Below are 26,823 nucleotides of genomic sequence, written 5' to 3' on the forward strand. Positions count from 1 at the left end.
TATTAGTTATTTCGCGGAAAGATATTAATTTACCGGCAAATGAAACGTCAGGGATTAGTTAGTTATATACAGATATTAACCTTGTTTTTGCTGGCCGGTTGCGGGTTAAACAGGCAGGAGACCAAAAAAGTATTCCGCTATAACCAGCCCGAGGGCATACCCACCCTTGACCCCGCATTTTCCAAAACACAAGCCATTATGTGGGGCGTACACCAGTTGTACAATACATTGGTGGAGCCCGATAGCCTGCTTAACATCGTGCCATCGCTGGCTAAAAGCTGGGACGTTTCAGACGACCGGCTTACGTATACTTTTCACCTCCGCAACGATGTGTTTTTCCACGATAACGAGGCCTTTGCCGGTGGCAAGGGGCGTAAGATGAACGCAACTGACGTTGTGTACACCTTTCAGCGTGTAATGGACCCGGCCGTGGCATCGTCCGGCGCCTGGATATTTAACGGCAAGGTAGATAAGGAGAGAGGATTTAAAGCAGTAGACGATACCACCTTTCAACTTACCCTATTGCATCCGTTCCACCCGATTATGGGTATTTTAAGTACCCAGTACTGCTCGATAGTGCCGAAAGAAGTGGTAGAGAAGTGGGGTAAAGATTTTCGTAAGCATCCATGCGGTACCGGTCCTTTTCAGTTCCATTTCTGGGATGAAGGGCAGGCGCTGATATTACATAAGAATCCGCACTATTTTGAGCGTGATGCGGCAGGAGAGCGGTTGCCATATGTAGATGCAGTAAAGGTGACATTTGTAGATAGTAAGGGCACGGAGTTTCTGTTATTCCGGCAGGGGCAGCTCGACTTTGTGAACGATATCGAAACATCGTTTAAGGACGAGGTGCTTACCAAAACAGGGCAGTTAAAAAAAGAGTGGGAGGGCAAGATTATCTTATCCAAAAGTCCCTATCTGAATACCGAATATTTCGGGATGCTGATGGATCCCGAAAACGCGCAGATGAAAGGCTCTCCGCTGAAGATCAGGCAAATAAGGCTGGCCATCAACTATGGCTTCGACCGGGTGAAGATGATGACCTACCTGCGCAACAGCATTGGCACACCTGCAAATTCAGGTTTCGTGCCTGGTGGGCTGCCATCTTTTGATCCGGAAAAAGTAAAAGGTTACAGGTATGATCCTGCGTACGCTTTGAAGTTGTTGAGCGAAGCCGGTTATCCGAACGGCAAAGGGTTGCCCGCCATCAAACTCATATCTATCCCCAACTATTCCGACATGGCCAATTTTGCGGCCAACCAATTGCAGGCGATCGGCATTCCCGTTCAGGTAGAAGTGATTCAAAAAGGCACGCTGATAGACCAGGTCTCCAAATCGCAGGTGCCATTTTTCCGGGGCAGCTGGATAGCCGACTATCCCGATGCAGAGAGTTACCTGGCCGTGTTTTACAGTAAAAATCCGGCCCCGCCTAATTATACGCGCTATAACAATCCCACGTTCGATAAGCTGTACGAACAGGCCATCCGGGAGAACAACGACAGCCTGCGTTACACACTTTACCAGGCCATGGATCGCCTGGTGGTGGCCGATGCGCCAGTGGTACCGATCTTCTACGACCAAACCGCACATTTCTTACAGCCAAATGTTAAAGGAATGATAAATAATGGATTGAATATGCTTGAGTTGCGTACGTTGCGAATCGAGTAATCCGTACTGGTAAAGGATTTAGGGTGATGAAAGGCAAATGACCGGTGGCAGACATTCTTAAAACGCCTTCATTAAGAAAGTTTTAGCCTACCTTTGGCCCTCAATTCTAATTTAAACAACTGAATAGCGGACAATGATTGCGATTCTTATTTTTCTGGGAGTTCATTGGTTCTTCTCACTTTTCTTCCACACATTTTTCCTCCATAGGTATGCATCTCACCAGATGTACACAACCAGTAAAGGTTGGGAGCGTTTTTTCTACTTATGCACCTGGTTTTTCCAGGGTTCATCTTACCTGATTCCAAGAGCGTACGGTACTATGCACCGCATGCACCATGAATATAGCGATACCGAGCACGATCCACATTCTCCACACTTCTTTAAAGATGTTTGGTCGATGATGGTGACTACCCGTAAAATTTACAATGGTTTCGTAACACGCGAAACTGTAGTAGACGACAAATTCACCAAAGACCCAATGCCCGAATGGAAGGCACTGGACGCATTTGGCGATCACAACATCACACGTTTGACCTTTGCGCTGAGTTACATCGCATTTTACATTGTATTTGCACCACACTGGCTGTTTTTCCTGTTGCTGCCGATCCACTTCCTGATCGGGCCTATACAGGGTGCAGTAGTAAACTGGTGTGGTCACAAGTACGGCTACAGTAACTTTGATAATAACGATAAGTCTAAAAACACATCACCCTGGGGTATTTTGCTGATGGGCGAGTTGTTCCAGAACAATCACCATAAATTTAAAGACAGCCCGAACTTCGCCAAAAAATGGTATGAGTTTGATCCATCTTTCCTGGTGATGAGAGCGATGAATGCTGTAGGCATCATCAAGCTTAAGCCAGTACCGGTTAGAAGTCACTAGACATATAAAATTTTAGCAGCGCTGCATAATGTTTGTGAAAATATTATGCAGCGTTTGCTTTTTGGATACCACGGTATTATTTTGCATTAAAATATTTTCCAGGATATGAACCCCGTTAAGAAAGTTTACTACCAGGGCATTAAGATGATGAACCTCGCCGTGCTTAAAAAGTTGTACCGTGGGCATATTATCCTGCCTTATCATCACCTGGTAAACGATGGGGAAGTGCCTCATATCAAGCATTTATATCCCTGGAAAGGCACCAAAGCCTTTGAGCAGGACCTCGACTTCCTGGCGAGTAACTTCAAGCCTGTTTCGCTACCCGAAATACTGAAATGCATAAACGAACAACGTCCCATACCCGATAACACCTTTCTGCTCACCTTTGATGATGGTTTAAGAGAAGTGAAAGAAGTAATAGCGCCCATGCTCCAACGGAAAGGGCTACCCGGCGTATTTTTCCTCAACTCCGCGTTCATCGACAATAAGGAATTGTTTTACCAGTTTAAGATCAGCCTGTTAATTGATGCGTTGGAGAAAAACACTTACAGCCAGGCAGTGTTGGGAGAGATCAGGCGTATCATCCAGGAACCGGCTGGCAGTCCGATAGATGCGCTCATTCGACACATCAGGCAGATAAAGTATGCTGAACGTGGTATTTGCGACCAGTTGGCCAAAGCAATGAACGTTTCTTTCCAGGATTACCTGCAAAACGTGCGGCCTTTTATGAATAGTGATGAAATACAATCGCTCGTAAATCAAGGTTTTAGCATTGGTGGCCACAGTATAGATCATCCTTTTTATCCGCCATTAACCCTGGAGGAGCAGTTAAGACAAACCACCGGGTCGGTAAATTATGTAGCCAACCGTTTTAATCTCGATTATAAAGTTTTTGCTTTCCCCCATTACGATTCAGGTGTAAGCAAGGCGTTCTTCGACACTCTGTTAAGTGGCCCCAAACCGCAGGTAGACCTGATTTTCGGCACCGCGAACCATAAGCAGGACATTTCTCCGCGTATACTTCATCGCTTTAACTGTGAGCGTCCGTCAGTGGGTATAGAAGAAGCTATAAAAGGCATTCTGATGTACGGTGTATTACATTCATGGGCGGGTAAAAACAAGGTTGTAAGAATTTAATCCCAGACCAACCTCATCACAATAAAAATCCCTTTAATATTTAAAAAACCAGATGTGTGTTGCGACACAGAAAAGACAGTTTAAAAATATTTTTAATAAAAAATAGAATTAAATTGCTTAACTTAAATTCAATATAGATTCAAATAAAACATAAATTATATAAAAATTTATATTTGTTTTTATGTCGAAATTAGCCATTGAATGCTAACTTTGCATAAGTTCAAATTAGACCGGATTGTATCGAGTTAGGAATGGAAGAAGAAGAGTGAACGTTTAACCATCTTTAAATTTTGACCTTTTGTGAAGAACCTACTGCAATTAATGCCTAAGGTACGTGCCGGTATCTTTTGCATGATCTTGCTGCACTTGCTGCAGCCTCGTGTCATGGCACAGGGTGATCAAACCCAGATTAAACTGGCCAATTTTGGGGCCTGGCTTCATCTTCCCGATGATTACAATTCAACCACTGAGCGTTATCCACTAATTATCTTCTTCCATGGTGTGGGAGAGCAGGGGCCAACGTTGAATGCGGTATTGAATCATGGTGTACCTAAAATGGTCGCTAACGGGGCAAAGATGCAGTATACCGTTGGCGGTAAACTGTTCAAATTCATCACGATATCGCCTCAGGCGACGGGTGGCTGGTTTAATGCTGACATGGTGGACAACATCATTGAGGCGGCAAAGAAAGCCTATCGTGTGGATGAAAGCCGTATTTACCTGACAGGTTTAAGTGCGGGTGGTTATGCCACCTGGAACTACCCGTCGGCTAAACCGGAATATGCCAGGAAAGTAGCGGCCATTGTGCCGGTTTCTGCTGCCGGTATAGATTACGATGAAAGTCAACTTTGTAACATAGCCAGCCAGAACGTAAGGCTTTGGACGCTTTGCGGCGATGGCGACCAGTTCTATTATCTTGTAGACAGGTATGTAACGAAGATCAATAGCTGTAATCCGACGGTAAAAGCAATATCGACCATCACCAAAGGTGCTGGTCATACTGGTTCTTACTGGAACCAGGCCTATGCCGTGGATAACGTTTATAACAGTCCAAATATTTACCAGTGGATGTTGCAGTATTCACGCAATGATGCTGGTACACCAACAAATATTTTCCCGGTTGCCAATGCTGGCAGCGATGTTAGTATCACACTGCCAACCTCTACGGCCAGTCTGGATGGTTCGGCTTCAAAAGACAGCGATGGTACGATAACTACATATTCCTGGACTAAAAAGTCCGGTCCGGGCGTAGGCTCAATTACAACTTCCAATGCTGCAAAAACAACTGTTACCGGCCTTACAACAGCCGGTATTTATGTTTTTAGCCTTACCGTTACCGATAACAGCGGCGGCGTTCACAGCGATGATGTTAGCGTAACGGTTGCAGGCAGCGCAAACAACGCGCCGGTGGCTAATGCGGGTGCAGCTCAAACGATTACACTTCCTACGAATACCGTATCATTGGACGGCTCCGCATCTTCGGATGCGGAAGGCGCCCTTACTTATGCCTGGACGAAAGTAAGCGGTCCGGCAGCAGGTGGTGGTGCAATTACCACGGCCAGTGCTGCAACAACTACCGTGACGGGCCTGTTGCAAGGCACTTACCAGTTCCGCCTTACTGTTACTGACGCTGGTGGCCTAACCGCTACAGCGACAGTTAACGTGACTGTAAATGCGGTTGCAAACCCGGCACCAGTGGCCAGGGTAGCGCCCAGCGCTATCAGTATTGCTTTACCGACTACTACCGCTACACTGGATGGTAGTTCATCGACCGGCACTACTTATACCTGGACTAAAACAGCCGGGCCAGCAGGCGGTACTATCGCTTCGGCTACTGCAGCCAGAACAACTGTCAGCGCCTTAGTGGCAGGTACTTATACCTATAAGCTGGTAGTTGCCAATGCGGCAGGCGTAACAGCAGAAACTACAGTGACTGTAACGGTAACCGCGGCAGCAGAACCCGGAGATTGTGGTTGTAAACTGACGGTTACTCCAAGTGCAGACGGCGGTGTTTATATGGACCTGAGTTCTAAAGGCCTGCAGCCTGGCGACGTGATATGTATCAAAGCAGGTAAATACAAGCAGATCGAATTCTTCAACGCATCTGGTACTGCGGATAAACCATTGATATTCATGAACTGTGGCGGTGTTGTAGAATCAGGCGATGGCGGCGACCGTGGATTTACCTTCCGCAACGTTAAATACTTCAAGTTTACCGGTTCTGGTAGCAGCGATAAATACGGCTTTAAATCAAATGGCGGTAGCAAGTACATTCCGAGCGGCTTCTCCGCAGGTAAAGGTTGTACCGACTACGAGGTGGAACGGCTTGAGATCACCAAAACCGAAGCGGGCTTCCTGTGTAAGATTAACCCGGATTGTGATCCTGAAACATGGTATCCCAATTTCGCGATCCGCAACCTGAAGTTCCACGATTGTTATATTCATGATGTACTGGGTGAAGGTATGTATATCGGTCACACTTCTCAGAGCGGTGTTTCTGTTACCTGTAACGGGACTACCTCCAGTCAGCCTCCTCCAAGGATATATAATTGTAAGGTATACAATATGATTACGGACGGTACCGGTTGGGACGGCATCCAGGTTTCTGGTGCGCCTGAAGGACTGGAGATCTATAATAATAAAGTGTTGAACTACGGCCTGGAAAATAAAGGCAGCCAGCAGGCAGGTATTATTTTCGGTGGCGAAGGTGTGGGCAGCATACATGGTAACCTGGTGAGCAAAGGTACTGGTAACGGTATCCAGGTGTTCGGCAGTACCCATATTGATGTATACAACAACGTGGTGAACGAGGCTGGTTACGATGGAACTTCTGCTGGCCAGGACGCTATCTTCATCGATGATAAACCAACGCTCCAGTTGTACAAACCCATCCAGGTGTATGTATTTAACAACACAATTGTTAAAGCAGCACGTGATGGTATTATGTTTTACAACTCGCAGGGTACAGTAGCAGCAGGTAACCTCTTCTACAATAACCTGATCGTACAACCAGGCGCACTGGCCTCAAAAGGGCAAAAGGCTTACCTGGAAGTAGATAACACGATCGATTACAAAGCAGCGAATAACGTTTTTGAAGCAGACATCAACAATGTAAAATTTGTGGACCCTGCCAATAACGACTTCCACATACTGGCTGGTTCACCGGCTATCGATAAAGGTCAGGATGTTAGTGGTTACGGTGTTAACCGCGACTTTGACGGCGAAGCCCGCCCTTACGGTGCCGCTTTCGACGCAGGTGCGGATGAATTTACCGGCGCAACGCCCACTAATAAACTCCCTACAGCCAATGCAGGTACCGATATCACCATCACTCTGCCTACCAACACTGCGTCTCTGGACGGCAGCGGTTCAACGGACACTGATGGTACTATCGTTAGTTACGCTTGGGTGAAAAAAACAGGCCCGGCAGCTGGCGGGGGCACTATTACCACAGCTGGTGCCGCTAAAACTACGGTTACCGCTTTAGTTGAAGGGGCTTATACATTCACACTTACTGTAACCGACGATAAAGGTGCCACACATAGTGATGATATCATTGTAACGGTTAAACCTGCCGCAGCAAACATTGCTCCGGTAGCAAAAGCTGGTGCAGATGTTACGATCACACTTCCTTTAAGCAGTGTTTCCCTGGACGGCAGCACTTCTACAGACAGTGATGGTACAATCACAAAGTACGCCTGGACCAAGAAAAGCGGCCCGGCAACTGGTGGCGGTACTATCACCACTCCGGCAGTTTCTAAAACCACGGTAACTGCCCTGGTGCAGGGAACTTATGTGTTCACCCTCACCGTAACGGACGACAAAGGAGCCACTCACAGCGACGATGTAAACGTAATTGTAAATGCGGCTATCCCTAACAACGTAGCCCCGGTGGCAAAAGCTGGTGCAGATGTAACGATCACACTTCCTGTAAGTACTGTATCGCTTGATGGCAGTACTTCTACAGACAGCGATGGTACAATTGCGAAATACGCCTGGGTAAACCAAAACGGCCCAACCAGTGGTACTATTACTACTGCTGCTGCATCTAAAACAACTGTTACAGGACTGGTGGCAGGTACTTATACTTTCCGCCTTACCGTTACCGACGATAAAGGTGCAACACACTTCGATGACGTGATTGTAACTGTTAAGCCGGCTGCTAACGTAGCCCCGGTGGCAAAAGCGGGTGCTGATGTTACGATCGTTCTGCCTACTAATACTGTAGCGCTGGACGGTAATAATTCCACCGACAGCGATGGCACGATTGCTACTTATACATGGACTAAACAAAGTGGCCCAACCGGTGGCGCAATTGCAACACCTGCAGCCGCTAAAACAAATATCACCGGTCTGGTGGAAGGTACTTATGTGTACCGCCTCACTGTGAAGGATGATAAAGGTCTTACGCACTATGATGATGTAACCATTACCGTTAAGCCTGCGGCAGCGAATGTTGTACCAGTGGCTAACGCGGGTACAGATATCACGATTACTATACCAGCTTCTTCTGCCGCACTTGATGGTAGCCTTTCTGCCGACAATGATGGTACCATTACCAAGTATGCCTGGGTGAAAACTTCTGGTCCTGCAGGTGGTGCAATTACCAGCGCATCTTCAGCAAAAACAACGGTTACGGGTTTGGTGGAAGGCACATATGTGTTTACACTTACAGTAACTGATAATAGTAACGCTACACACGCCGACCAGGTAACTGTGAACGTGAAAGCGGCTACGGTTAACATTGCACCGATTGCAGATGCAGGAGGCGATATCACTATCACACTGCCGACTTCCGCTGTATCGCTTGACGGTTCTTTGTCTTATGATACCGACGGAACGATCAGCACATACCAGTGGAGGAAACAAACTGGCCCGGCCAGCGGCAGCATCGCAAATTCTGCATCTTCTAAAACAAACGTAACCGGCCTGGTAGAAGGTACCTATGTATTTGCACTGACTGTTACCGATAACGGCGGCCTGACTAACAGCACCACCGTAACAGTAGTAGTAAATCCAGTACCAAACAAACCTCCGGTGGTATATGCAGGTCCGGATATCACGATCACATTGCCGGTTAACCAGACCACACTGGATGCCAGCTTGTCTTATGATCCTGATGGCTCTATCGTAAGTTATGCATGGAGAAAAACGAGCGGTCCGAGCACGTTTGCTTTCGCTAACGCTAACAGTGCTAAAACACTGTTGACAAACCTGGTAGCTGGTACTTACACATTCCAGGTTGTAGCAACAGACAATAAAGGGCTTACCAATTTTGATGATATTACGGTAACGGTCCAGTCGATTATTAACGCAGCGCCAATTGCAAATGCAGGTACTGATATTAATATCGTGCTGCCAGCAACCGAAGCGTCACTTAACGGTTCTGGCTCTATTGATGCCGACGGATCTATCACAGACTACAAATGGACGCAGATTTACGGTGCTACAGCCACTATCGTAAGTGGCAGCTCGTCTAACACCGCTGTTAGTGGTCTGGCAGAGGGTACTTATGTATTCGAACTCACCGTAACTGATAACAATGGTGCTACACACTCCGATCGCGTAACGGTGACGGTAACCGCTCAGCCGAACGATGGTCCTGTAGCTAATGCCGGCGAGGACAGAAACTTCACGCTCCCAGTAACAACAGTGGAACTTGACGGTAGCGGTTCTTACGATGCAGATGGCACTATCACTCAATATAGCTGGAGGAAAATCGCTGGTCCCGCAGAAGGCACTATCGTAAACAACAATGCCGCCAAGCCAAACCTTGTTGGTCTTGTGGAAGGTGTTTATGAATTCGAGCTTACTGTAACCGACGATAAATTCCAGACAGCTACTGATGTAGTGAAAATCACTGTGAAAAGCCCGGATGAAGAAAAGGTAAGGATGCAGATATATCCTAATCCTGCAACACATTTCATCAGGGTGGTACTGAGGAGTAAGGAACTGAAGGATATTGATGTGGCTATTTACAGCTCACAGGGTCAGCTTCTGAAAACTATCAGAGTGGGAAATCCAGGCTCCATCTGGCAGCAGAACATTCCGCTCGATATGTATCCTTGCGGATCTTATATCCTGAAAGTTACTGGAGAGAATTACAATTACTCGAAGATATTTATAAAAGCAGCGCACTAATTTACCAGTAGCAGCTTAGCATCGCTAATTACTCCCAAGATGCATGGCCTTTGTCGCAAAACCATATGGTGCTGCGGCAGAGGCCATCGCATTTTGTGGGGATTTTATGGCATTAAATCGTTGTAGAACGCATCATAATGAAGGGAAAAATCAGTTCATTTCTACACTGTGGAATTAGTGCGAAAGCGTTGTAACGTATTGAAATAGTGATTGTTAAAAGGGGAGAAGCGGTTGTGGAATGATAATTGTCAAAAGATAGGTATACTATTAATCGTTACACATTATTTCACACTTAAACCTATTAGTTATGTTACGTTGGGCAGTTATATTTTTTATCGTAGCTATTATAGCAGCGGTTTTCGGATTTGGCGGAATAGCCGCAGGTGCGGTATCCATTGCCAGGATCCTGTTTTTCATTTTCGTAGTACTTTTCCTTATCTCGCTGATCTCAGGACTGGTTAGAAGATAAGTATATAGACGATTGTATTAAAAAGACGGCTGTCTCGCAAGCAAATTCATATTGCTTAGCAGGCAGCCGTCTGCTTTGTAAATGCAGTTGTTTCGGCTTACATTTACAACTATGAAACCTGTAATAACGATCTCTTATTGCCCGAAATGCGGCTGGCTGTTACGGGCGGCTTATATGGCGCAGGAACTGCTTACTACTTTTGAAGAGGACCTTGGCGGTGTAACCCTTAAGCCCGCGGAAGTAGCCGGCAGTTACCAGATTTTCGTGAATGATAATCTGCTTTTCGATCGTAAGAGGGAAGGGCATTTTCCGGAAATTAAAGAACTGAAACAACTGGTGCGTGATAAAGTAAATCCTGGTAAAGCCCTGGGGCATTCCGACCGCAAAACCAATGAGTAGGCATATGGGAAGGAAGTGGCTGTTAATGATCGCAGGCATATTTTCAGGATTGGGCCATCCCTTGCTGATCACGGCGCTGTTTATCATTTTTGCCACACTCCAGCAGCCGGCGGCCGAACGCTCATGGCTTATATCCGGGCTGATTGTTGGTGGTGTGATCATCCCTATTTCACTCGTCAACTTCATCAGGGCCAGGCGTGGCGACTACACAAATTTTGATGTGTCCGACCGCAGGCAGCGGCGTTCGATGTACATTTACATCCTTGGCCTGATGGCCGTCGCCACCATTGCTTTGTTCATTACCCATCAACCCACATCTTTCCGCTACGGCGTACTCTGTTGTTTTTTGATGCTGATATTCGCTTTTCTGTTGAACTTTTGGATTAAAGCATCGTTACATTCGGCTGTTTCGTTTTACCTTTCCATCTGCATGTTCACCTTACACATATCGTTCGGGTGGATAATGATCATACTGTCCGTATTAATTTCGGCGTCGCGACTGGTACTTAAAAGGCACACACAGGCGGAAGTGATACTGGGAACGGCTTTAGGATGCCTGGCAGGAGCTTGTGCATATTGGTTAATAATTTATCGTTAGTAGATATGGAAGCTGTATATATTTTAGGTGCTTTTATAATAATTGTTTTGCTAGTCGTTCGTAGAAGCAGGAAAAAAAGCAACAAAAAAAAATTGGCAGTGCCGCAGAATTACGTGGAGTTACTGGCGCAAACTGTACCGTACTACCAACGCCTCAGTACACCGGAAAAATCGCGCTTCGCCGCATCCGTAAAGGAATTTCTGGAAACAGTGCATATAGAAGGCGTGAAGACAAGTGCAGAACCTATGGACTGTGTACTGATTGCCGCGGCAGCAGTAATTCCATCCTTCGGGTTCGAAAACTGGAAATACTTTAACCTCACGAATATTATTCTTTATCCCGGCGCGTTCGACGAAGAATATCGCCTTGATGGCGAGCGCAGGCCCATAGCCGGCATGGTTGGCAGCGGCGCACTGAACGGCCAGATGCTACTTTCCAGACCATCCGTCCGCGCTGGTTTTTTCGATATTCACGGCAAGCACAATACCGCTGTACATGAATTTGTGCACCTGCTGGACAAAGCAGATGGTATTGTAGATGGCGTCCCCGAGAAATTCCTGCGTCATGCCGCTACTGAAGAATGGGAACAAATCGTGCAGCATGAGATCGGCCTCATCGAACGCGGAGAATCCGACATTAACTCTTACGGAGCTGTTAATCATGGAGAATTTCTGGCGGTTTCAGCGGAATATTTCTTCCAGCAGCCCGCCAGGTTAAAGGAAGAGCATCCAGAACTTTACCGGATGTTGTCGTTAATCTTTAATCAGCAGCTGGCATAAAAGTTGTCGTTTTTATACAATTCTGTGCGTTGCAGGCGTCCTAATTTTATCCTATCAAAAACAATATTTGTATGGACAACAACAAGATTCCCCAAGGTCACCAAACAGTGATCCCGTATTTGATCCTGGATGGCGCTGCAAAATTCCTCGATTTCGTTAAAAGCGCATTAGACGCTGAAGAAAAACACCTGCACAAGCGCGAGGATGATCCCGGCAAAATTATGCACGGCGAAGTGCGCATCGGAACGGCAACAATTATGTTCGCAGACAGTACTGATAAATGGTCGTCGCAAACGGCGGGCTTGTACGTTTATGTGGACAATGCCGATGAATCTTACAAGAAAGCGCTGGCGGCTGGAGCCACCACAGTGATGGAGCTTTCTGATCAGCCATACGGCCGTACCTGCGGCGTGAAAGATCCGACCGGCAATACCTGGTGGATTACAATGCCGCAGTAACAATCTGAGTATCATTGTTTTGATTCTTTGTTCTGTCTTATAATTTATATTATGTTAAATAGGATAAAATAACGCTTCCCTTCTTAACCGGTTCTTTAATCTTCTACAGAAACGGATAAGTCTACAATTCAATGATCAGCCTCCGGGCGAAATTGCTTCTCTTCCGCCGCACAAAAAAAAGGCTTGCCAGTATAAACCGGCAAGCCTTTTTTTAAATCATTTTAAGCATTAGAATTTCACGGCCACATTTGCGGTAACGTTTAACGGCATTTGCGGCGTTAAAGTTCCCTGCCCGGTGAAATATCTTTCGTTGGTAATGTTATCGAATTTCAGACCCAAACGGAATTTCTTTGCTTCATAGAAAGCTGTCGCGTTCAAAATGGTGTATGACGGCAATGTGAATACGCCTGTTGCAGATGAATTGGCTGTCATGTGATCGCCTATATAGTTGGCGCCAAATCCTATGCCCAGGCCCTTAAATTTGCCATTTGGCTGTGTGTAGCCTATCCAGGAGTTCACCAGGTCGGCCGGACCGGCATTGGGCGGACGGCGGCCTTCTACTGCTGCAGCTGCTTTTACAAGTTTGCTGTCGTTATGGGCGTAACCGGCCACCAGGTTAAGACCGGGTAACGGCGTGGAAATAATTTCCAGCTCAAAGCCACGGCTTACCTGTGTACCATTCTGCACGGTAATGTTGTAGTTCGAGCCATCTTTCTCGTAGTTCTCTGTTCTGGTCATATTGTCCACCTTAATGTCGTAATAGCTGGCGGTAATAGCAAGCCGGTTACGGAAAAGGTCCATCTTAACACCGCCCTCTATCTGGTTAGCCTGCTGTGGTTTCATGGCACCGGAAATTTCTGGTAACGGCTGTGTTACTGGTGGAATGTAGCTAAAGCCGTTCATATAATTGGTAAATAATGAAACCTGATCTTTCACCAGCTCGTACACAATGCCGAACTTCGGTGATACGGCTGTTTTATCGAACTTAGTATTGGCTACAGCCTGATTGGTAGCGTGATTGATCGTTCCTTTACTGTCGAATTTGTCGAGGCGAACGCTTAACATAGCCAGCAAACGATCGGTTATATTCAGCACATCAGATGCATATACGCTGTAGATTTCCGTGGTGCCATGATTCCTCGTAGCATCTGCGGTTGATGCGGCCAGGCGAGCATCCAGCGCATAGCGGGAAATCTTTGTATAGTTTTTATCATCATTCAGCGATCCGTCCACAAAGTCAAACACGATATAGGGCGAGTTGTCATTGTTTACGCGCATGTTTACGTAATCCAATCCAACCACCAGCCTGTTTCTCAGACCGGCAATGCGGAAATCTCCTGTAAAGTTTTGCTGCACGTCGATAGCGGTGTTGGTGGTGTTCTGCAGGCTCACGTTGCGCTCCAGCGAATCGTCGGAGTTTATTTTACGGATAAACTGGTATTGATAATAGCCGTTAGATTTGCGGGTATTGCTGGAGATAATTGTTTGTGAACTCCATTTTTCGGATAGTTTATACAGTATCTGCGCGCGAACGTTCATCGTTGGATTTTTCATCGTGATGTCGCTACTGGTGTAGCCACGCTCCCAGTCGAAATTGGTTTCATCCGGCGTTTTGGCAATGAACTGTCGTGTTCTGTTAAGGAATATGGTGGATGGATTGGTGGCTTCTGATTGGTAGAATTCTGCGTTCAGGAACACGTTCAGCCGGCCGTTAGCGCTGCGGTACTGAAGGGATGGCGCTACGAAAGCAGATTTTTTAAAACCTACGTCCTGGAAGTTCTGTGTGTTCAGGTAAGCCGCATTTACACGGAACAGCAGGCTGCTGTCGGCGCTCAATGGACCATATACATCTGCCGTAATACGGTTCATGTTATAGCTGCCGGTGATATACGAAACCTCGCCGCCAAATCTTTCTATCGGCTTTTTAGATACAATATTGATAAGGCCGCCAAAAGATGTAAGCGCGCCGCCATAGAGCGTTGCTGAAGGCCCTCTCAGCACTTCTATCCTTTCCACGTTCGCGGGGTCCAGCTCGCCATTTGTTTGCCCGGGTACGCCATCGATCATCGAAGCTTCTGTACGGAATCCACGTAAGGTATAAAATGTGGCGCCGTCGCTGTTAATACCCCTGTTGCCCTGGATTTTATAAACGCCGACGGTGTTACGTATGGCGTAGGTAAGGTCGGTTGTCATTTGCTCACGAAGCAACTCCTGTGAAATGGTGCTGTACACCTGTGGGTTCTCCAGGTTTTTTATAGGCAGTTTGGCGATATTATTACTCTCTTTCTTCGCAAACCTGGCTTTGTAACTGGCCACTTCAAACTCTTCCAACTGGCGAGTGCTCATAGAAGGTTCTACGATGGCCGGTTGTTGTTTTGCCTGTTCTTTTTTGGTTATCTCCCGTACACTTACCTGGTTGCCAATGAATTCAAAACGAAGCTGTGCTTTATTGCTTACATCGGTTAAAATGTCTTTCAGATTGCCGCTGGTAACATCCAGTGTAATTGATTTATCTACACCCGAAAACCGGCTGCTGTAAACGAAGCTGTAGCCCGATTGCTTTTCAGCTTCCTGTAGTAATTCCTTTACGGTAATGGTTTTGCGGCTGATGTTGATGGTGGTGTTTGACTGTGCGCTGGTTTTTAAAGCGCAAAATGATAGAGCAAATAAAAGCCATAGGGATGCGAGGCTTCGTTTGGCTATATTAAAGCCACTAATTTTCATATTTTTGATTGTTTTTAAATGGTGAATCAATGCATTTGTTTAGAAACGTCGGCCGGATGTGTTGCGAGCACATTCGGCTTTTATTTTACCTCATTACGATTACTTCTTTTTCCAGTTGTTTAAACTTAATGTCTGTTGTTTTTTCTATCAGGAGTAAAATTTCCTGTAAAGTATTACCAGTAAACTTTCCGTTGATGGTCTGCGGTGCCGGTTGTTGGTCAATCGTGAACACCACGCCAAACCTGCTTTCCAGCGTTGCAAACACATCTTCTATTGGCGTGTCGTTAAACTCGATAATGTTGTTTGCCCAGTTAAGTACGGTCACGGTATCTACTACTACAGGAGCTTGTGCCCGTTTGGTTTCCAGGTTGTACAGTAACTGCTGGCCTGGTAGCAGGTATTGACTTTTAATATCCGGCGCTTTGAAAAGTATTTTTCCGCTGGTTAGTGTGATGACCAGTTCTGCTTTATGAGGCGTGTGTTTGATATTGAAGCTGGTGCCCAGTACCAGGATATCCCCCTCTCCCTCTGTTTTTACTAAAAATGGCTGTTGCCCTTTGTTTACGTTGAAAAAAGCTTCGCCCGATAAGAGTTTGACCTGTCTGTTCGGACCTTCAAAAGCCGTCGGGTATTCCAGGGTGGTGCCGCCGTTCAGTTGTACCGTACTATTATCTGCTAATGTAATTTTTACCATTTTGCCGCCGGGATTACTCACTGTTTTCCAGGCAACTGGTGCCGGATGCTGCTGCAGGGAGGCGAAAATTGTATAACCCGTTACTACGATCACACCAAGCACGGTAGCAGCTACTGCTATTTTTCTAAAGATAGAGGAAAGGCCGGCAGTTCGTCCCTGTTCGTCATCAATGCGCCGGATCAACGGCTTCCAGATATTTCGTTTCACTGTATTCCCAACGGGCATTGAAGCATCTGGCAAGGCCTCGTGCGTGCCTAACCATTGTTCGATCTGGCGGATTTCCTCCGATGTACAATCGCCCGCAAAATATTTATCAAGAAGCTCCTTGTTCATAGGTGCTGATGTAGCTTTTACCTATAAGTTCCCAAAATGAGCGGTGGGTTAAAAGAGAGGGGGAATTTTTTTTGAGTTTGACTATGGGCTGACAAACTACTATCTACAGGTGGTTCTTAAGCTTCTTCTTAAGTTGATGACGGGCGGTGCCGATATAGTATTTCACCATCTGGATGGATCTGCCTGTCTTCTCCGCGATTTCTTTTTGGGAGTATAGGTTGGAATGAGTGAGCAGGAAAATTTCTCTTCCCGGCTCCGGAAGTCCGTCTATTGCCTGTTTGAATTCAAGTTCCAGTTCTTTGTAAGTAAGCGGTTGGCCTGTTACATTACTATCCTGTAACATAGGCAACGTACTAAAGCGTTGCTGCTGCCGGTAACTGTTACGAAGGTGTTGAAAGGCTTTAAGTTTAGCAGATCCGTGGAGGTAATGTGACAGTTCAGATTGCAGGCATAAGTCTTCCCGTCGTTGCCACAACGAGTAAAAAATATCCTGCGTCAGCTCTTCTGCATCCTCTTCCGAGGAAGTGTATTTCAGCAGTACTGCATAAACGCTTTGCCAGTAAGTGTCGAAGATGGTCTTAAAGGCTTGTTCATCGCCATTTTTCAACCTGTTTAACACATCCATTCGGGTTGCCGCGTTTGTTCAAAGGGCAATAATAGCAAACTGGGCACATTGCCGTTAATCCAATTGGGAATTTTATTTACGAAGAAGGGAAATTTATGGGTATTTGCCCAGGCGGATGTCTTCCAGCTTGAAGTAGCCGAGGTGTAATGGATCTTCCGCCGTTCCGGGACTTGCCGGGTTTAACGATAATGCGTAATGATCTTTGACGGATGATGGCAGAATGTCCTGCACCAAAGCAAGATCGTCTACATCTACACCGTATTTATCATCTATATGAGACGTAGCGCCTTCGAAGCCGGTATGTTTAAAGAACGCGGTGGCTTTTGCTTTTTTGATAGCTTCATTTTTATCTACGCCGGCAACCAGCATCTTATAATGAAACTCTTCCATTTCGTGTTCTTTGTAGCCGCCCAGGTTTATAAAAAACAAATGGCTAGTGTTAGTTAGATGCGTTTCCTCGCGGGCGACTACTTCTACGCTCCATCCATTCACCATCGTCACTTCCCGCCATCCATCGATATGAATTTTACCATTTGCTTCCGGCCAGAAGTTGATGATGTCAGGCAGTAAAGACTGTAAAGAATCTGCGATGCCAAAAAATACATCATGCTGCTCCGTGTGCCTGCTTTCAGGCTTGCATCCGAGTAACAGCATATATAGTTTAAGCTTTTGCAAATGGTATATTTTAAGCGTTATCAATTTTTACGGAGGTCATGGTTAGTGAGCCCATTACCGCCTTATCATTAAAAATAGTTGCCTGGTCCTTAGTTCCCTGCAAGCCCAGTGCGTACATCAATGGGTAGTAGTGATCCGGAGTGGGGATAGCATATTTAGCAGCAGTGCCCATCTGCTCATAATTGATCAGTGGTTGGTGATTGCCTTCTGTGATATACTGTTTGAACTTCGTATTCATTTCCACGGCCCAGTCAAACGCATATTCCGGCTTGTCCATTTTATCCCATGCAATCATGCGCAGGTTGTGTACCATGTTACCGCTACCGATAATCAGCACTCCCTTTTTGCGCAATTCCGCCAGTTCCTGTGCTAGTTTATAGTGATACTCTGCAGGTTTACTATAATCGATGCTCAGCTGCAATACAGGGATTTTTGCATCAGGGTACATATGCCGTACTACCGTCCAGGTACCATGGTCAAGTCCCCATTCGTGATCGAGCCCCACATGCGTGCTTTTCACCAATGCCGATGTTTCGCGTGCCAGTTCCGGGTTGCCTGGCGCCGGATATTGCACGTCAAACAATTCCTGCGGAAACCCACCAAAATCATGGATGGTTTTGGGAGCCGTCATGGCGGTTATTTTCGTACCATTGGTTAGCCAATGCGCCGAAATAACCAGTACCGCTGCCGGTTGCGCTATCTCCGCTCCCATTTTCCGCCAGCTTTGCGAAAACTGGTTGTCTTCAATACCGTTCATCGGCGAACCATGACCAATAAACAGCACGGGCATTTGCGCCGTGCTGTTAAAGGTGTCTGTTATATTTTTAAACTCATTCAGTTTCATACTTCCAACTCCTATTGGCAACAAAGATATTGCCTTTAAAAATGCTTTCCTGTGCATAGCCTGCTAACAATTTAGTAAGCCGCGGTAAAACGCGCTTTAATAAATTTAGGATTTTCCAGTTCATCTACGAGCGCAACCGAAAGATCTTCAGCAGATAAAATACTGCGGCCATTTTCGTCGAACACAGGATTTTCTGTTTGGGTGCGGTACTGCCCGGTGCGGCCGGTGGTAATGCCCTGGTGCATTTCAATAGCCGGGCTAAAGAAAGTCCAGTCCAGTTCTGTTTCTTTACGCAGTGTATCGAGGTACTTGCGGGCGCCATTGGCTCCATTGTAATACTCTTTTGGGAAAGATGGCGTGTCAATCAATTGCTGGTCGCCTATATATAAACTACCGGCTCCGCCAATCGTGATCAATCGTTTCACGCCTGATTTTTTCACGGCCTCCTGGATGGCTTCAGCTCCTTTAATAAAGTCCGCTTCAATATTCGGATTGGTCCACCCGGGATTATAAGCGCTTAATACTGCATCGTGCCCGCTCAATGTGGCCGCGGTGGCATCAACGTTAAACACGTCACCCTTACTGATGGTAAGGCCCGGTTTCGCTTCCAGCTTCGTAGTATCACGCGCAATAGCGGTTACTTCATGTCCCCTGTTCAGCAATTCTGCCAGTAATTTCGATCCTACAAAGCCGGTGGCTCCAATTAGTGCAACTTTCATGATTTATCTTTTAGTGTTTTTAGAAAATAACAATCTGTATTAAAAAAGGTTACAGTTATAAGCAAAAAAATAGCTAGTGAAACTGCCTTAGAAATTCGGCAAGGGTTTTCTTCCCCAGGCTCTTTAGCAGCGATGCTTCCGCATCTGCATAAAGCTGATCAAGCTGTTCGTTTATTTGCCGGCCCACCGGGCACGCGGGATTAGGCTCATTCTTATTTTTACCCAGCAGGGAACCTGGCTTAACAGCTTCATAAATGTCCGACATCCTGATGCTGCTCGCTGGTTTGGCTAAAAAGCTGCCGCCCCCTTTCCCTTCCTTGCTATCCACTAAACCATAACTACGCAGGTTCGCCAGTTCTTTCCTTACCAACACCGCATTGATGTTCATGCTGCCCGCCATGTATTCAGACGAGATGGGCTCCCCGTCCGGCGCGTCTGCCAGTAAAGTTAAAATGTGAACTGATATGGCGAATCTGCCGTTATTCATACTGTAATATTATTTATTACAGTACAAAGATAAGCCTATTTTAATTTATCCACCAAATATTTCCGCGATCGTGGTATTAATTTTGTGCCCTAAGCGTGCCGGAACATGACCGGTATTATCCATCATAAAACAGTAAAAGAGTCTATGGAAAAGAGAAAATTGGGGAACACCAGCCTCTCCTTTGCCCCGTTAGCATTCGGCGGCAACGTGTTTGGGTGGACGGCAGACGAGTCAAGATCATTCGAACTGTTAGATGCATTTGTGGCGAATGGCTTTACTTTTATCGATACGGCCGATGTATACTCCTACTGGGCACCGGGTGCGCAGGGTGGAGAATCTGAAACGATTATTGGTAACTGGTTAAAGCAGCGCGGCAACAGGGATACGGTGATTATTGCCACCAAGGTGGGTTCAAAGCCTGGTCCGGGCGCAAAAGACCTGTCGAAGAAGTATATTCTTGAAAAGGTAGAAGAGTCGTTAATCCGCCTTAAAACAGATTATATCGATCTGTACCAATCGCACTACGATGATGTAAGTACGCCGGTGGAAGAAACACTGGAGGCGTATGCGCAATTGGTGAAAGAAGGAAAGGTGAGATTTATTGGCGCTTCCAATATTACACCCGAGCGACTGCTGCAATCTTTGCAGGCGAGCGAACAATATGGATATCCGCGCTATGAAAGCCTCCAGCCCTTATATAACCTCTACGAGCGCGAGGGCTTTGAAAAAGCTTTCCAGCCCATTTGCCTGCAATACAACCTGGGGGTTATTAATTACTATTCTTTAGCGAGCGGTTTCCTCACCGGTAAATATCGTTCAGAAGCGGATCTTGGTAAAAGCGTGCGTGGTGAGGGATTGAAGAAATACCTCGATGCCCGGGGACTTCGTATTCTGGACGCTTTAGATTCCGTGGCGGCACAATACAATGCTACTCCTGCGCAGATCGCGCTTGCCTGGCTTAACATGAAACCAGGCGTGGTGGCTCCAATTGCGAGCGCAACTACCGTAAAGCAATTGCAGGAGTTATTCAAAGCCGCGGAGTTAATCCTCGATGAGCAATCGGTCCGGCAACTCGACGAAGCCAGCGACTATTCAAAAAACTGATACTAAAAAAGCGTCAACACCTGGTTGACGCTTTTTTTATCTATTTAATCAGTATAACTGTTTTCCCTTTCCCCTTTCCCATCCTGCTCTGCGCTACTGCTACCGGAGCTTCTTCGAGCGGTATACGACTTTCGACCGGCACCTTTAAGGCACCTTTTTCTATCAGGCCTGTCAGCTCTTCCATCGCTTTTACGGTGCTTTGGGTTTCGAAGTTTCCTCCATGCAATTTCATGTCTTTCAGGAAAAAATCATTTGTTACGAACTTCGTGGTGAGCGCTACTTTTCCTTTTTTTACCTGTTCGCACAGTTCTTCAAATCCTGCCTTATCATTTACGGTATCTATTAATGCATCAATACCGCCGGGATGTAATTTTTTCAACTGTTCTGCAATAGGCGCGACCGTGTAATTAACCGTTTCATTTGCGCCTAAAGTCTTCGCTCGCTGCGCGCCCTCTTCAGAAGATACGGTGGCGATTACATGCACGCCCCTGCTGGCGGCCACCTGTATAGCAAACGAACCTACACCACCGGTGCCGCCAACGATCAGTAAGGTTTGGCCCGGCTGCAATTCTGCGGCATCGGTCAGTTGTATGGCCGTCATGCCTGCAGTTGGTGCTGCAGCTGCATCTTCCAAAGGAATACTACCAGGAGCTTTAGTAATTACCGCTTTTTCCGGCACTGCTACGAATTCGGCGTAAGCGCCCTCTCCTACTGGCTTGTGGAGGAACTGGCCATATATTTTATCGCCTTGTTTGAATCGGGTAACACCCTCTCCTGTTGCTTCCACGGTGCCGGCACCATCATTGCCCAAAATCAGCGGAAATACATGTGGCATAGAATCTTTCATAATGCCATCCACCAGTTTCCAGTCGTATGGATTAACCGCTGCGGCAGCTATGCGTATCAGTATCCAGCCCGGTTTTGCGGTTGGGGCCGGCAGGTCCATTAGAATTGGGGTGTCTCCGAAATGTGCTACGGCTATGGCTTTCATCGTTTTTGTTGTTTTGGGAAATGAAACATCAATTTAACTAAAATGCCTCACAAAAAGAATGGTTAACCATAGCAAGTAACTATGATTAACCATTTTACACTATAACTACACACTAAAAAACTTCGTCATTATTTCTTTTCAGTAGCGCCTTTACGGGCTTTGGAGGTAGCTGCACCGGCGCGCTGGCGGTAACCCTGCTCACGGTTTTTTTCGCCTGAACCGGAATGCTCTTTCCTATCCGTCACTTTATTCACGCGTGATCTGCCGCCCATACTTTTTACAGTTTCCCGGCGATTGTGCATAGTGTCAGCATCCAGGTCTTCATCTTCCTCATAATCTTCATCGTAGCCGCTTACGAACTTATCATCAAATTTTTCGCCTTGCTGGTCTTCCTCTTCTGCATCTTCGTCCGAATGCCGACCGAGATCATCTTCTTCGGTTTCTTCATATCCTTCGTAATTTTCGAAGCGATTTTTATGCCGGTTACTTTGTTCGGCATGCTGTCTCGCATTTTCTTCGGGCGTCCACCTGTTGGTGGTGTATGGTTGTGCATGGGCGCTTTGCGGCGCCGGGTTCCTTGGATTTCCAGTGGATCTTGTTGCCATAAAAAGCGTTTTAAATAGTTATGAAATAGTCAGATTGTTTTGGTGAATGGCAGTATGTAACTACTTCGCAAATTCATGCCAAAGCGCTGTGCTAAAAGAAGTAAAGCAGGCTTTAAAATTCTCTATCGTGATTTATGGGAATGTTTAAATGACTTGCGTCACAGCGTTTTACAGCCCGGCTTTGGACTCCTGTAGTATATTGTTAAAATTGGGGAATTGGGGTTGATGCAGATGCAATGCGGACGCGGGTGTTCTTAAATTCCACAGACAAACAAAAAAGGTGATGCGTTAGCACCACCTTTTTTTATCTATATCTTTTGGCACCGAATTATTTCAATGCTTCCAGTTTCTTCTTAGTAGACTCTACTTTATCGCTTTGGTTTTTGATAGCGTAGATCTTAGACAAGGCGGTGAGGCAGTTGTAATAAGTATCCTTATCAGCTGGCTCCAGTTCACCTTTAGCTGAGAAACCTGCATCGGCTTTCTCAAAGAAAGGCAGTGACTGTCCCATCAGGGCTTCTACTTTAGCCTGCAGTTCTTTCGCTTTAGGGCCAGTCTGCGATTTGCTATCAAGGTTGTTGAGTTCTTTATTGAATACAACAGCACGGTTGAAGTACAGCGCACCCAGCTGGAAGTTAGCGGTAGCGTCTTCAGCATTCAGTTCCAGTGCTTTTTTGTAGGCAGTTTCTGCTTTAGTCATCAACTCATCATAGTTGGCTGGTTTAGGCAGATCAGAACCCGTTTCGCTGCGAGGATTGGCAACGTTGTCAACACGAATGGCATAGTCGAGGGTGGCAGCAAAATCAGACGGATTAGCGGCAACTTTTTTCTCCAGTATGTCAAGCAGTTCAGCAGTTTTACCGGTTTTGGAGTAGTAAATCATCTCCATATCGTTAAAACGTTTGTCAGCAGGAAATGCAGCTTTCGCGTCGCTGATTGTTTTCAGCCAGTTAGCGTTATCCTGTCTTTCTTCGTACTGCTGTGCGAGCAATACGTAAAGTGCTGGTTCGTTTTTGAACTTCAGGTCAACGGCTTTTTTCAGGTAAGTGAACGCGTCGTCTTTTTTACCAGCCTGCTGGGCAGCGTAACCGGTATAGAACACCATAGCGGTATCTGTAGGAATGTTTCCTGTGAGGTTCTTTGAATTATAGAACTCGGAAATTTCCATTGCTTTCTGGAAGTTGGTGAAGGATGAGTCCCACTGCTGTGAGTTAAGACCCTGGTATCCTGCATTACCTACAGTGGCGTAAACATTGAACATACGCTGGTTGATTTCCAGCATCATATCCGTCAGTTTAGGATTCTTTTCGATAGCTGTTTTATAAGCTTCGTAAGCTGTCAGCGCATCGGCCAGGCTCTTTTTGTCAGTAGCGATAGCCTCGTAGATCTTACCTTTTACATAAAAGGTTTTTGCATCGTCTTTGGTTTTATCGTGCTGAAGGGCCGCGTCGATATCCGCTTTAGCCTTATCGTAATCCTTCTTTCCTAAATTTTCTTCTGCGCTGCTCACTTTTGCTTTTTGTGCCATTACCGACACAACTGCCGAGCAAAAGAGAAAAGACAACATAAGTTTTTTCATGTGGCTCAGGTTTTTTTAATTATGATTAACAATGTTGATAGTTACCGTGGTTTATATTATTCTTCAACAGGAGCGGTTTCTTCGCCAGCTGCTTCCGCTGTGTTTTCGGCTGGTGTTTCATTTTCCGCACCTTCCGCAGTTCCAGCATCTTCTGCACCTTCTTCGCCTTCCGGTAATTCTTCAGGCTGTTCTTCCTGTTCGTCGATCCTTGCTACTGCTGCAATTTCGTCAGTTTCATCAAGGCGGATCAGGCGTACACCCTGAGTGGCGCGGCCTGCTTCGCGGATGTCTGCAACTGCCATACGAATAGTGATACCTGATTTACAAGTGATCATCAGGTCATCTTTCTCCGTAACATCGAGTATCGCGATAAGGCTACCGGTTTTTTCTGTAACACTGATCGTTTTAACACCTTTACCACCGCGGTTGGTGATACGGTATTCTTCGATATTGGTACGTTTACCGAAGCCCTTTTCAGATACCACAAGAACAGTTCGTGTTTCGTCCTCCTTATTAACACAAATCATACCAACTACCTCATCTGTCTCATTATCAACCTCTATACCCCTTACACCGATAGCACCACGGCCGGTTTCACGCACTGTATTTTCCGGGAAGCGGATCGCACGGCCGCTCTTAATGGCCATCATCATCTCGCTATTGCCATTAGTGAGTTTGGCTTCGAGCAACTGATCGCCCTCGTTGATCGTAATCGCGTTCACACCGTTCTGGCGCGGACGGGAGAACTCTTCCACGAGCGTTTTCTTAATAGTACCTCTCTTCGTACAGAGTACGATGTAGTGGTTATTAATGAACTCTTTATCCTGAAGATCTTTAATATCGATAATGGTACGGATCTTATCGTCAGAAGGCAGTGTGATCAGGTTCTGGATGGCACGACCTTTACCGGATTTTTCACCGTCCGGGATTTCGTACACTTTCAGCCAGTAACAACGGCCTTTTTCGGTAAAGAACAGCATCGTATGGTGGGTAGAGGCCACGAACAGGTGTTCGATATAATCCTCGTCCCTGGTTTTGCCGCCGATGGCACCACGGCCACCGCGTTTCTGTTGCCTGTAGTCGTATGCAGAAGTACGTTTGATATAACCAAGGTGAGAAATGGTAATTACCACATCTTCTTCCGCAATGATATCTTCAATACGCATTTCGCTGGCGAGGTACTGAATTTCGGTTTTACGTTCGTCACCGAATTTCTTTTTCACGTCTTCCAGTTCATCTTTGATGATCTGGAAACGAAGACCTTCATCACCCAGGATATCTTTCAGATGCGTAATCAGTTTCATGATCTCATCATATTCTTCACGGATCTTATCGCGCTCCATGCCTGTTAAACGCTGAAGACGTAATTCCAGGATGGCTTTGGCCTGTATTTCAGAGAGACCGAAGTTGCTTACCAAACCTTCTTTCGCAACGTCTGGTGTAGCTGAATTACGGATCAGTGCGATTACTTCGTCGAGGTGGTCCAGCGCGATCAGGTAACCCTGTAAGATGTGCGCTTTTTTCTCTGCCTCACGCAGTTCATACTGTGTTCTTCTTACTACTACTTCATGACGGAACTCAATAAATTCCGAGATCATATCTTTCAGATTGAAGATACGCGGACGGCCTTTTGAAAGGGCTACGTTATTGATACCGTAAGAAGTCTGGAGTTCAGAGTATTTATACAGCTGGTTGATGATCACGTTAGGGATCGCGTCACGTTTCAGGTCGATAACGAGGCGCATGCCTTCGCGATCAGACTCGTCACGAACATCGGAAATTCCTTCAATAACCTTATCATTTACCAGTTGAGCTATTTTCTGATGCAATACCGCCTTGTTGATCTGGTAAGGCAGTTCGTATATAACCAGCTTTTCGCGACCGGCCTTCGTAGTTTCAGACGTGATTTTACCACGTACCACTACCCTGCCACGGCCAGTTTCAAAGCCTTGCTTAACACCGTCGAAACCATAGATAATACCACCTGTCGGAAAATCCGGTGCTTTAACGTGTTTGATAAGCTCCTCGATAGTGATGTCGCGATTTTCGATGTAGGCTATACATCCGTCTACAACCTCGGAAAGGTTGTGAGGCATGATGTTGGTGGCCATACCTACCGCAATACCCGACGCTCCATTGATAAGCAGGTTGGGAACGCGCGTAGGAAGTACGGTCGGTTCTTCGAGTGTATCATCGAAGTTGAGACTGAAATCAACCGTTTCTTTATCGATATCTTCCAGCATCGCTTCTGCGATCTTGCGTAAACGGATCTCCGTATAACGCATGGCCGCCGGCATATCGCCATCCACGGAACCGAAGTTACCCTGACCGTCCACCATCATGTAGCGCATGCTCCAGGGTTGCGCAAGGCGCACAATAGTATCATAGATAGACGCATCGCCGTGAGGATGGAATTTACCCATAACCTCACCCACGATACGCGCGGATTTTTTGTAGGCTTTATTGCTGTTGTTACCCAGTTCGTTCATGCCGAACAATACGCGGCGGTGAACGGGTTTCAGGCCATCCCGTACGTCGGGCAATGCGCGACCTACGATCACCGACATAGAGTAGTCGATGTAGGCCGTTTTCATTTGTTCCTCGATATTAATCCGAACAATTCTACCTTCCTGTGGATTTTCCGTATTTTCTATCATTATTTTATTGGTTTACAGGTTTTTCAGCTGTAAATTAAGATGGGCAAATATAACTTATTCAGGCCGTATTCGGAGCGCGTTGGGACCCAATGTTAATAAAATCTGGATACTATTTTACCCTGTTTTTTAACCCCGGGATGCAATTATCTAAAATTTTAATGATAAATTCGTCTCATCTCCAGTTAAATTTCAATATGCGCATTATCATTAATGCGTCGGTTTCACAAAGCAAATAAAAGAAAAGTTTGTAACCG

21 protein-coding genes are annotated in these 26,823 nt (G+C 46.2%); 10 read left to right on the forward strand and 11 right to left on the reverse strand.

Annotated features, from left to right (window positions below; all coding sequences use genetic code 11):
• Positions 1-39: 39 nt before the first annotated feature.
• The 9 genes from QZT80_RS15545 to QZT80_RS15585 all read left to right on the forward strand — a co-directional run bounded on the left by QZT80_RS15545 (position 40) and on the right by QZT80_RS15585 (position 12,532).
• Positions 40-1,668: an ABC transporter substrate-binding protein gene (locus QZT80_RS15545; RefSeq protein ID WP_295123761.1), complete on the forward strand. Its 1,629-nt coding sequence runs from the start codon at positions 40-42 to the stop codon at positions 1,666-1,668.
• Positions 1,669-1,891: 223 nt separating this feature from the next.
• A complete protein-coding gene (locus QZT80_RS15550; protein ID WP_295123765.1) occupies positions 1,892-2,551 on the forward strand; it encodes a fatty acid desaturase in 660 nt (219 codons plus the stop codon).
• Between the two features lie 105 nt (positions 2,552-2,656).
• Complete coding sequence (locus QZT80_RS15555; protein WP_295123768.1) at positions 2,657-3,688, forward strand: polysaccharide deacetylase family protein; 1,032 nt, start codon at positions 2,657-2,659, stop codon at positions 3,686-3,688.
• A gap of 300 nt (positions 3,689-3,988) precedes the next feature.
• Positions 3,989-9,829, forward strand: coding sequence for a PKD domain-containing protein (locus tag QZT80_RS15560; RefSeq protein WP_295123771.1), 5,841 nt, complete (start codon positions 3,989-3,991; stop codon positions 9,827-9,829).
• Between the two features lie 307 nt (positions 9,830-10,136).
• Entirely contained in the window at positions 10,137-10,298 is a 162-nt protein-coding gene (locus QZT80_RS15565; RefSeq protein WP_295123773.1) for a DUF1328 domain-containing protein, read from the forward strand.
• A gap of 111 nt (positions 10,299-10,409) precedes the next feature.
• Complete coding sequence (locus QZT80_RS15570; RefSeq protein ID WP_295123802.1) at positions 10,410-10,697, forward strand: SelT/SelW/SelH family protein; 288 nt, start codon at positions 10,410-10,412, stop codon at positions 10,695-10,697.
• A 4-nt stretch (positions 10,698-10,701) separates the two neighbouring features.
• Positions 10,702-11,295 (forward strand): hypothetical protein, encoded by a 594-nt coding sequence (locus tag QZT80_RS15575; RefSeq protein WP_295123804.1) that lies wholly within the window; start codon positions 10,702-10,704, stop codon positions 11,293-11,295.
• Between the two features lie 5 nt (positions 11,296-11,300).
• Positions 11,301-12,074 carry a zinc-dependent peptidase gene (locus tag QZT80_RS15580; RefSeq protein ID WP_295123806.1) on the forward strand — a complete coding sequence of 258 codons (774 nt, stop codon included), beginning with the start codon at positions 11,301-11,303 and terminating at the stop codon, positions 12,072-12,074.
• A gap of 71 nt (positions 12,075-12,145) precedes the next feature.
• Positions 12,146-12,532: a VOC family protein gene (locus QZT80_RS15585; RefSeq protein WP_295123809.1), complete on the forward strand. Its 387-nt coding sequence runs from the start codon at positions 12,146-12,148 to the stop codon at positions 12,530-12,532.
• Positions 12,533-12,760: 228 nt separating this feature from the next.
• Here the strand turns inward: QZT80_RS15585 and QZT80_RS15590 are convergent, their stop codons facing one another.
• The 7 genes from QZT80_RS15590 to QZT80_RS15620 all read right to left on the reverse strand — a co-directional run bounded on the left by QZT80_RS15590 (position 12,761) and on the right by QZT80_RS15620 (position 19,633).
• Positions 12,761-15,256: a TonB-dependent receptor gene (locus QZT80_RS15590; protein WP_295123812.1), complete on the reverse strand. Its 2,496-nt coding sequence runs from the start codon at positions 15,254-15,256 to the stop codon at positions 12,761-12,763.
• A gap of 85 nt (positions 15,257-15,341) precedes the next feature.
• Positions 15,342-16,283 carry a FecR family protein gene (locus tag QZT80_RS15595; protein ID WP_295123815.1) on the reverse strand — a complete coding sequence of 314 codons (942 nt, stop codon included), beginning with the start codon at positions 16,281-16,283 and terminating at the stop codon, positions 15,342-15,344.
• A 103-nt stretch (positions 16,284-16,386) separates the two neighbouring features.
• Positions 16,387-16,908 carry a sigma-70 family RNA polymerase sigma factor gene (locus QZT80_RS15600; protein WP_295123818.1) on the reverse strand — a complete coding sequence of 174 codons (522 nt, stop codon included), beginning with the start codon at positions 16,906-16,908 and terminating at the stop codon, positions 16,387-16,389.
• Positions 16,909-17,001: 93 nt separating this feature from the next.
• Complete coding sequence (locus QZT80_RS15605; protein WP_295123821.1) at positions 17,002-17,583, reverse strand: DUF1543 domain-containing protein; 582 nt, start codon at positions 17,581-17,583, stop codon at positions 17,002-17,004.
• A 10-nt stretch (positions 17,584-17,593) separates the two neighbouring features.
• Positions 17,594-18,427, reverse strand: a complete 834-nt coding sequence (gene ygiD, locus QZT80_RS15610) for a 4,5-DOPA dioxygenase extradiol (RefSeq protein ID WP_295123823.1) — start codon at positions 18,425-18,427, stop codon at positions 17,594-17,596.
• Between the two features lie 71 nt (positions 18,428-18,498).
• A complete protein-coding gene (locus tag QZT80_RS15615) occupies positions 18,499-19,146 on the reverse strand; it encodes an NAD(P)-dependent oxidoreductase (RefSeq protein ID WP_295123827.1) in 648 nt (215 codons plus the stop codon).
• A 73-nt stretch (positions 19,147-19,219) separates the two neighbouring features.
• A complete protein-coding gene (locus QZT80_RS15620; RefSeq protein WP_295123830.1) occupies positions 19,220-19,633 on the reverse strand; it encodes an Rrf2 family transcriptional regulator in 414 nt (137 codons plus the stop codon).
• Between the two features lie 144 nt (positions 19,634-19,777).
• Between QZT80_RS15620 and QZT80_RS15625 the strand changes: the two genes are divergently transcribed.
• Positions 19,778-20,737 (forward strand): aldo/keto reductase, encoded by a 960-nt coding sequence (locus QZT80_RS15625; protein ID WP_295123833.1) that lies wholly within the window; start codon positions 19,778-19,780, stop codon positions 20,735-20,737.
• A gap of 40 nt (positions 20,738-20,777) precedes the next feature.
• Here QZT80_RS15625 and QZT80_RS15630 read toward each other — a convergent pair whose 3' ends face one another.
• From QZT80_RS15630 to gyrA, 4 genes are all read right to left on the reverse strand, one after another.
• Entirely contained in the window at positions 20,778-21,728 is a 951-nt protein-coding gene (locus QZT80_RS15630; protein ID WP_295123836.1) for an NADP-dependent oxidoreductase, read from the reverse strand.
• 128 nt (positions 21,729-21,856) lie between these two features.
• Positions 21,857-22,333, reverse strand: coding sequence for a hypothetical protein (locus tag QZT80_RS15635; RefSeq protein ID WP_295123839.1), 477 nt, complete (start codon positions 22,331-22,333; stop codon positions 21,857-21,859).
• 328 nt (positions 22,334-22,661) lie between these two features.
• Positions 22,662-23,912, reverse strand: a complete 1,251-nt coding sequence (locus QZT80_RS15640) for a hypothetical protein (RefSeq protein ID WP_295123842.1) — start codon at positions 23,910-23,912, stop codon at positions 22,662-22,664.
• A gap of 56 nt (positions 23,913-23,968) precedes the next feature.
• Positions 23,969-26,569 (reverse strand): DNA gyrase subunit A, encoded by a 2,601-nt coding sequence (gene gyrA, locus QZT80_RS15645; RefSeq protein ID WP_295123845.1) that lies wholly within the window; start codon positions 26,567-26,569, stop codon positions 23,969-23,971.
• Between the last annotated feature and the right edge of the window lie 254 nt (positions 26,570-26,823).

The organism is uncultured Chitinophaga sp., assembly GCF_902168175.1.
Lineage (GTDB): Bacteria > Bacteroidota > Bacteroidia > Chitinophagales > Chitinophagaceae > Chitinophaga.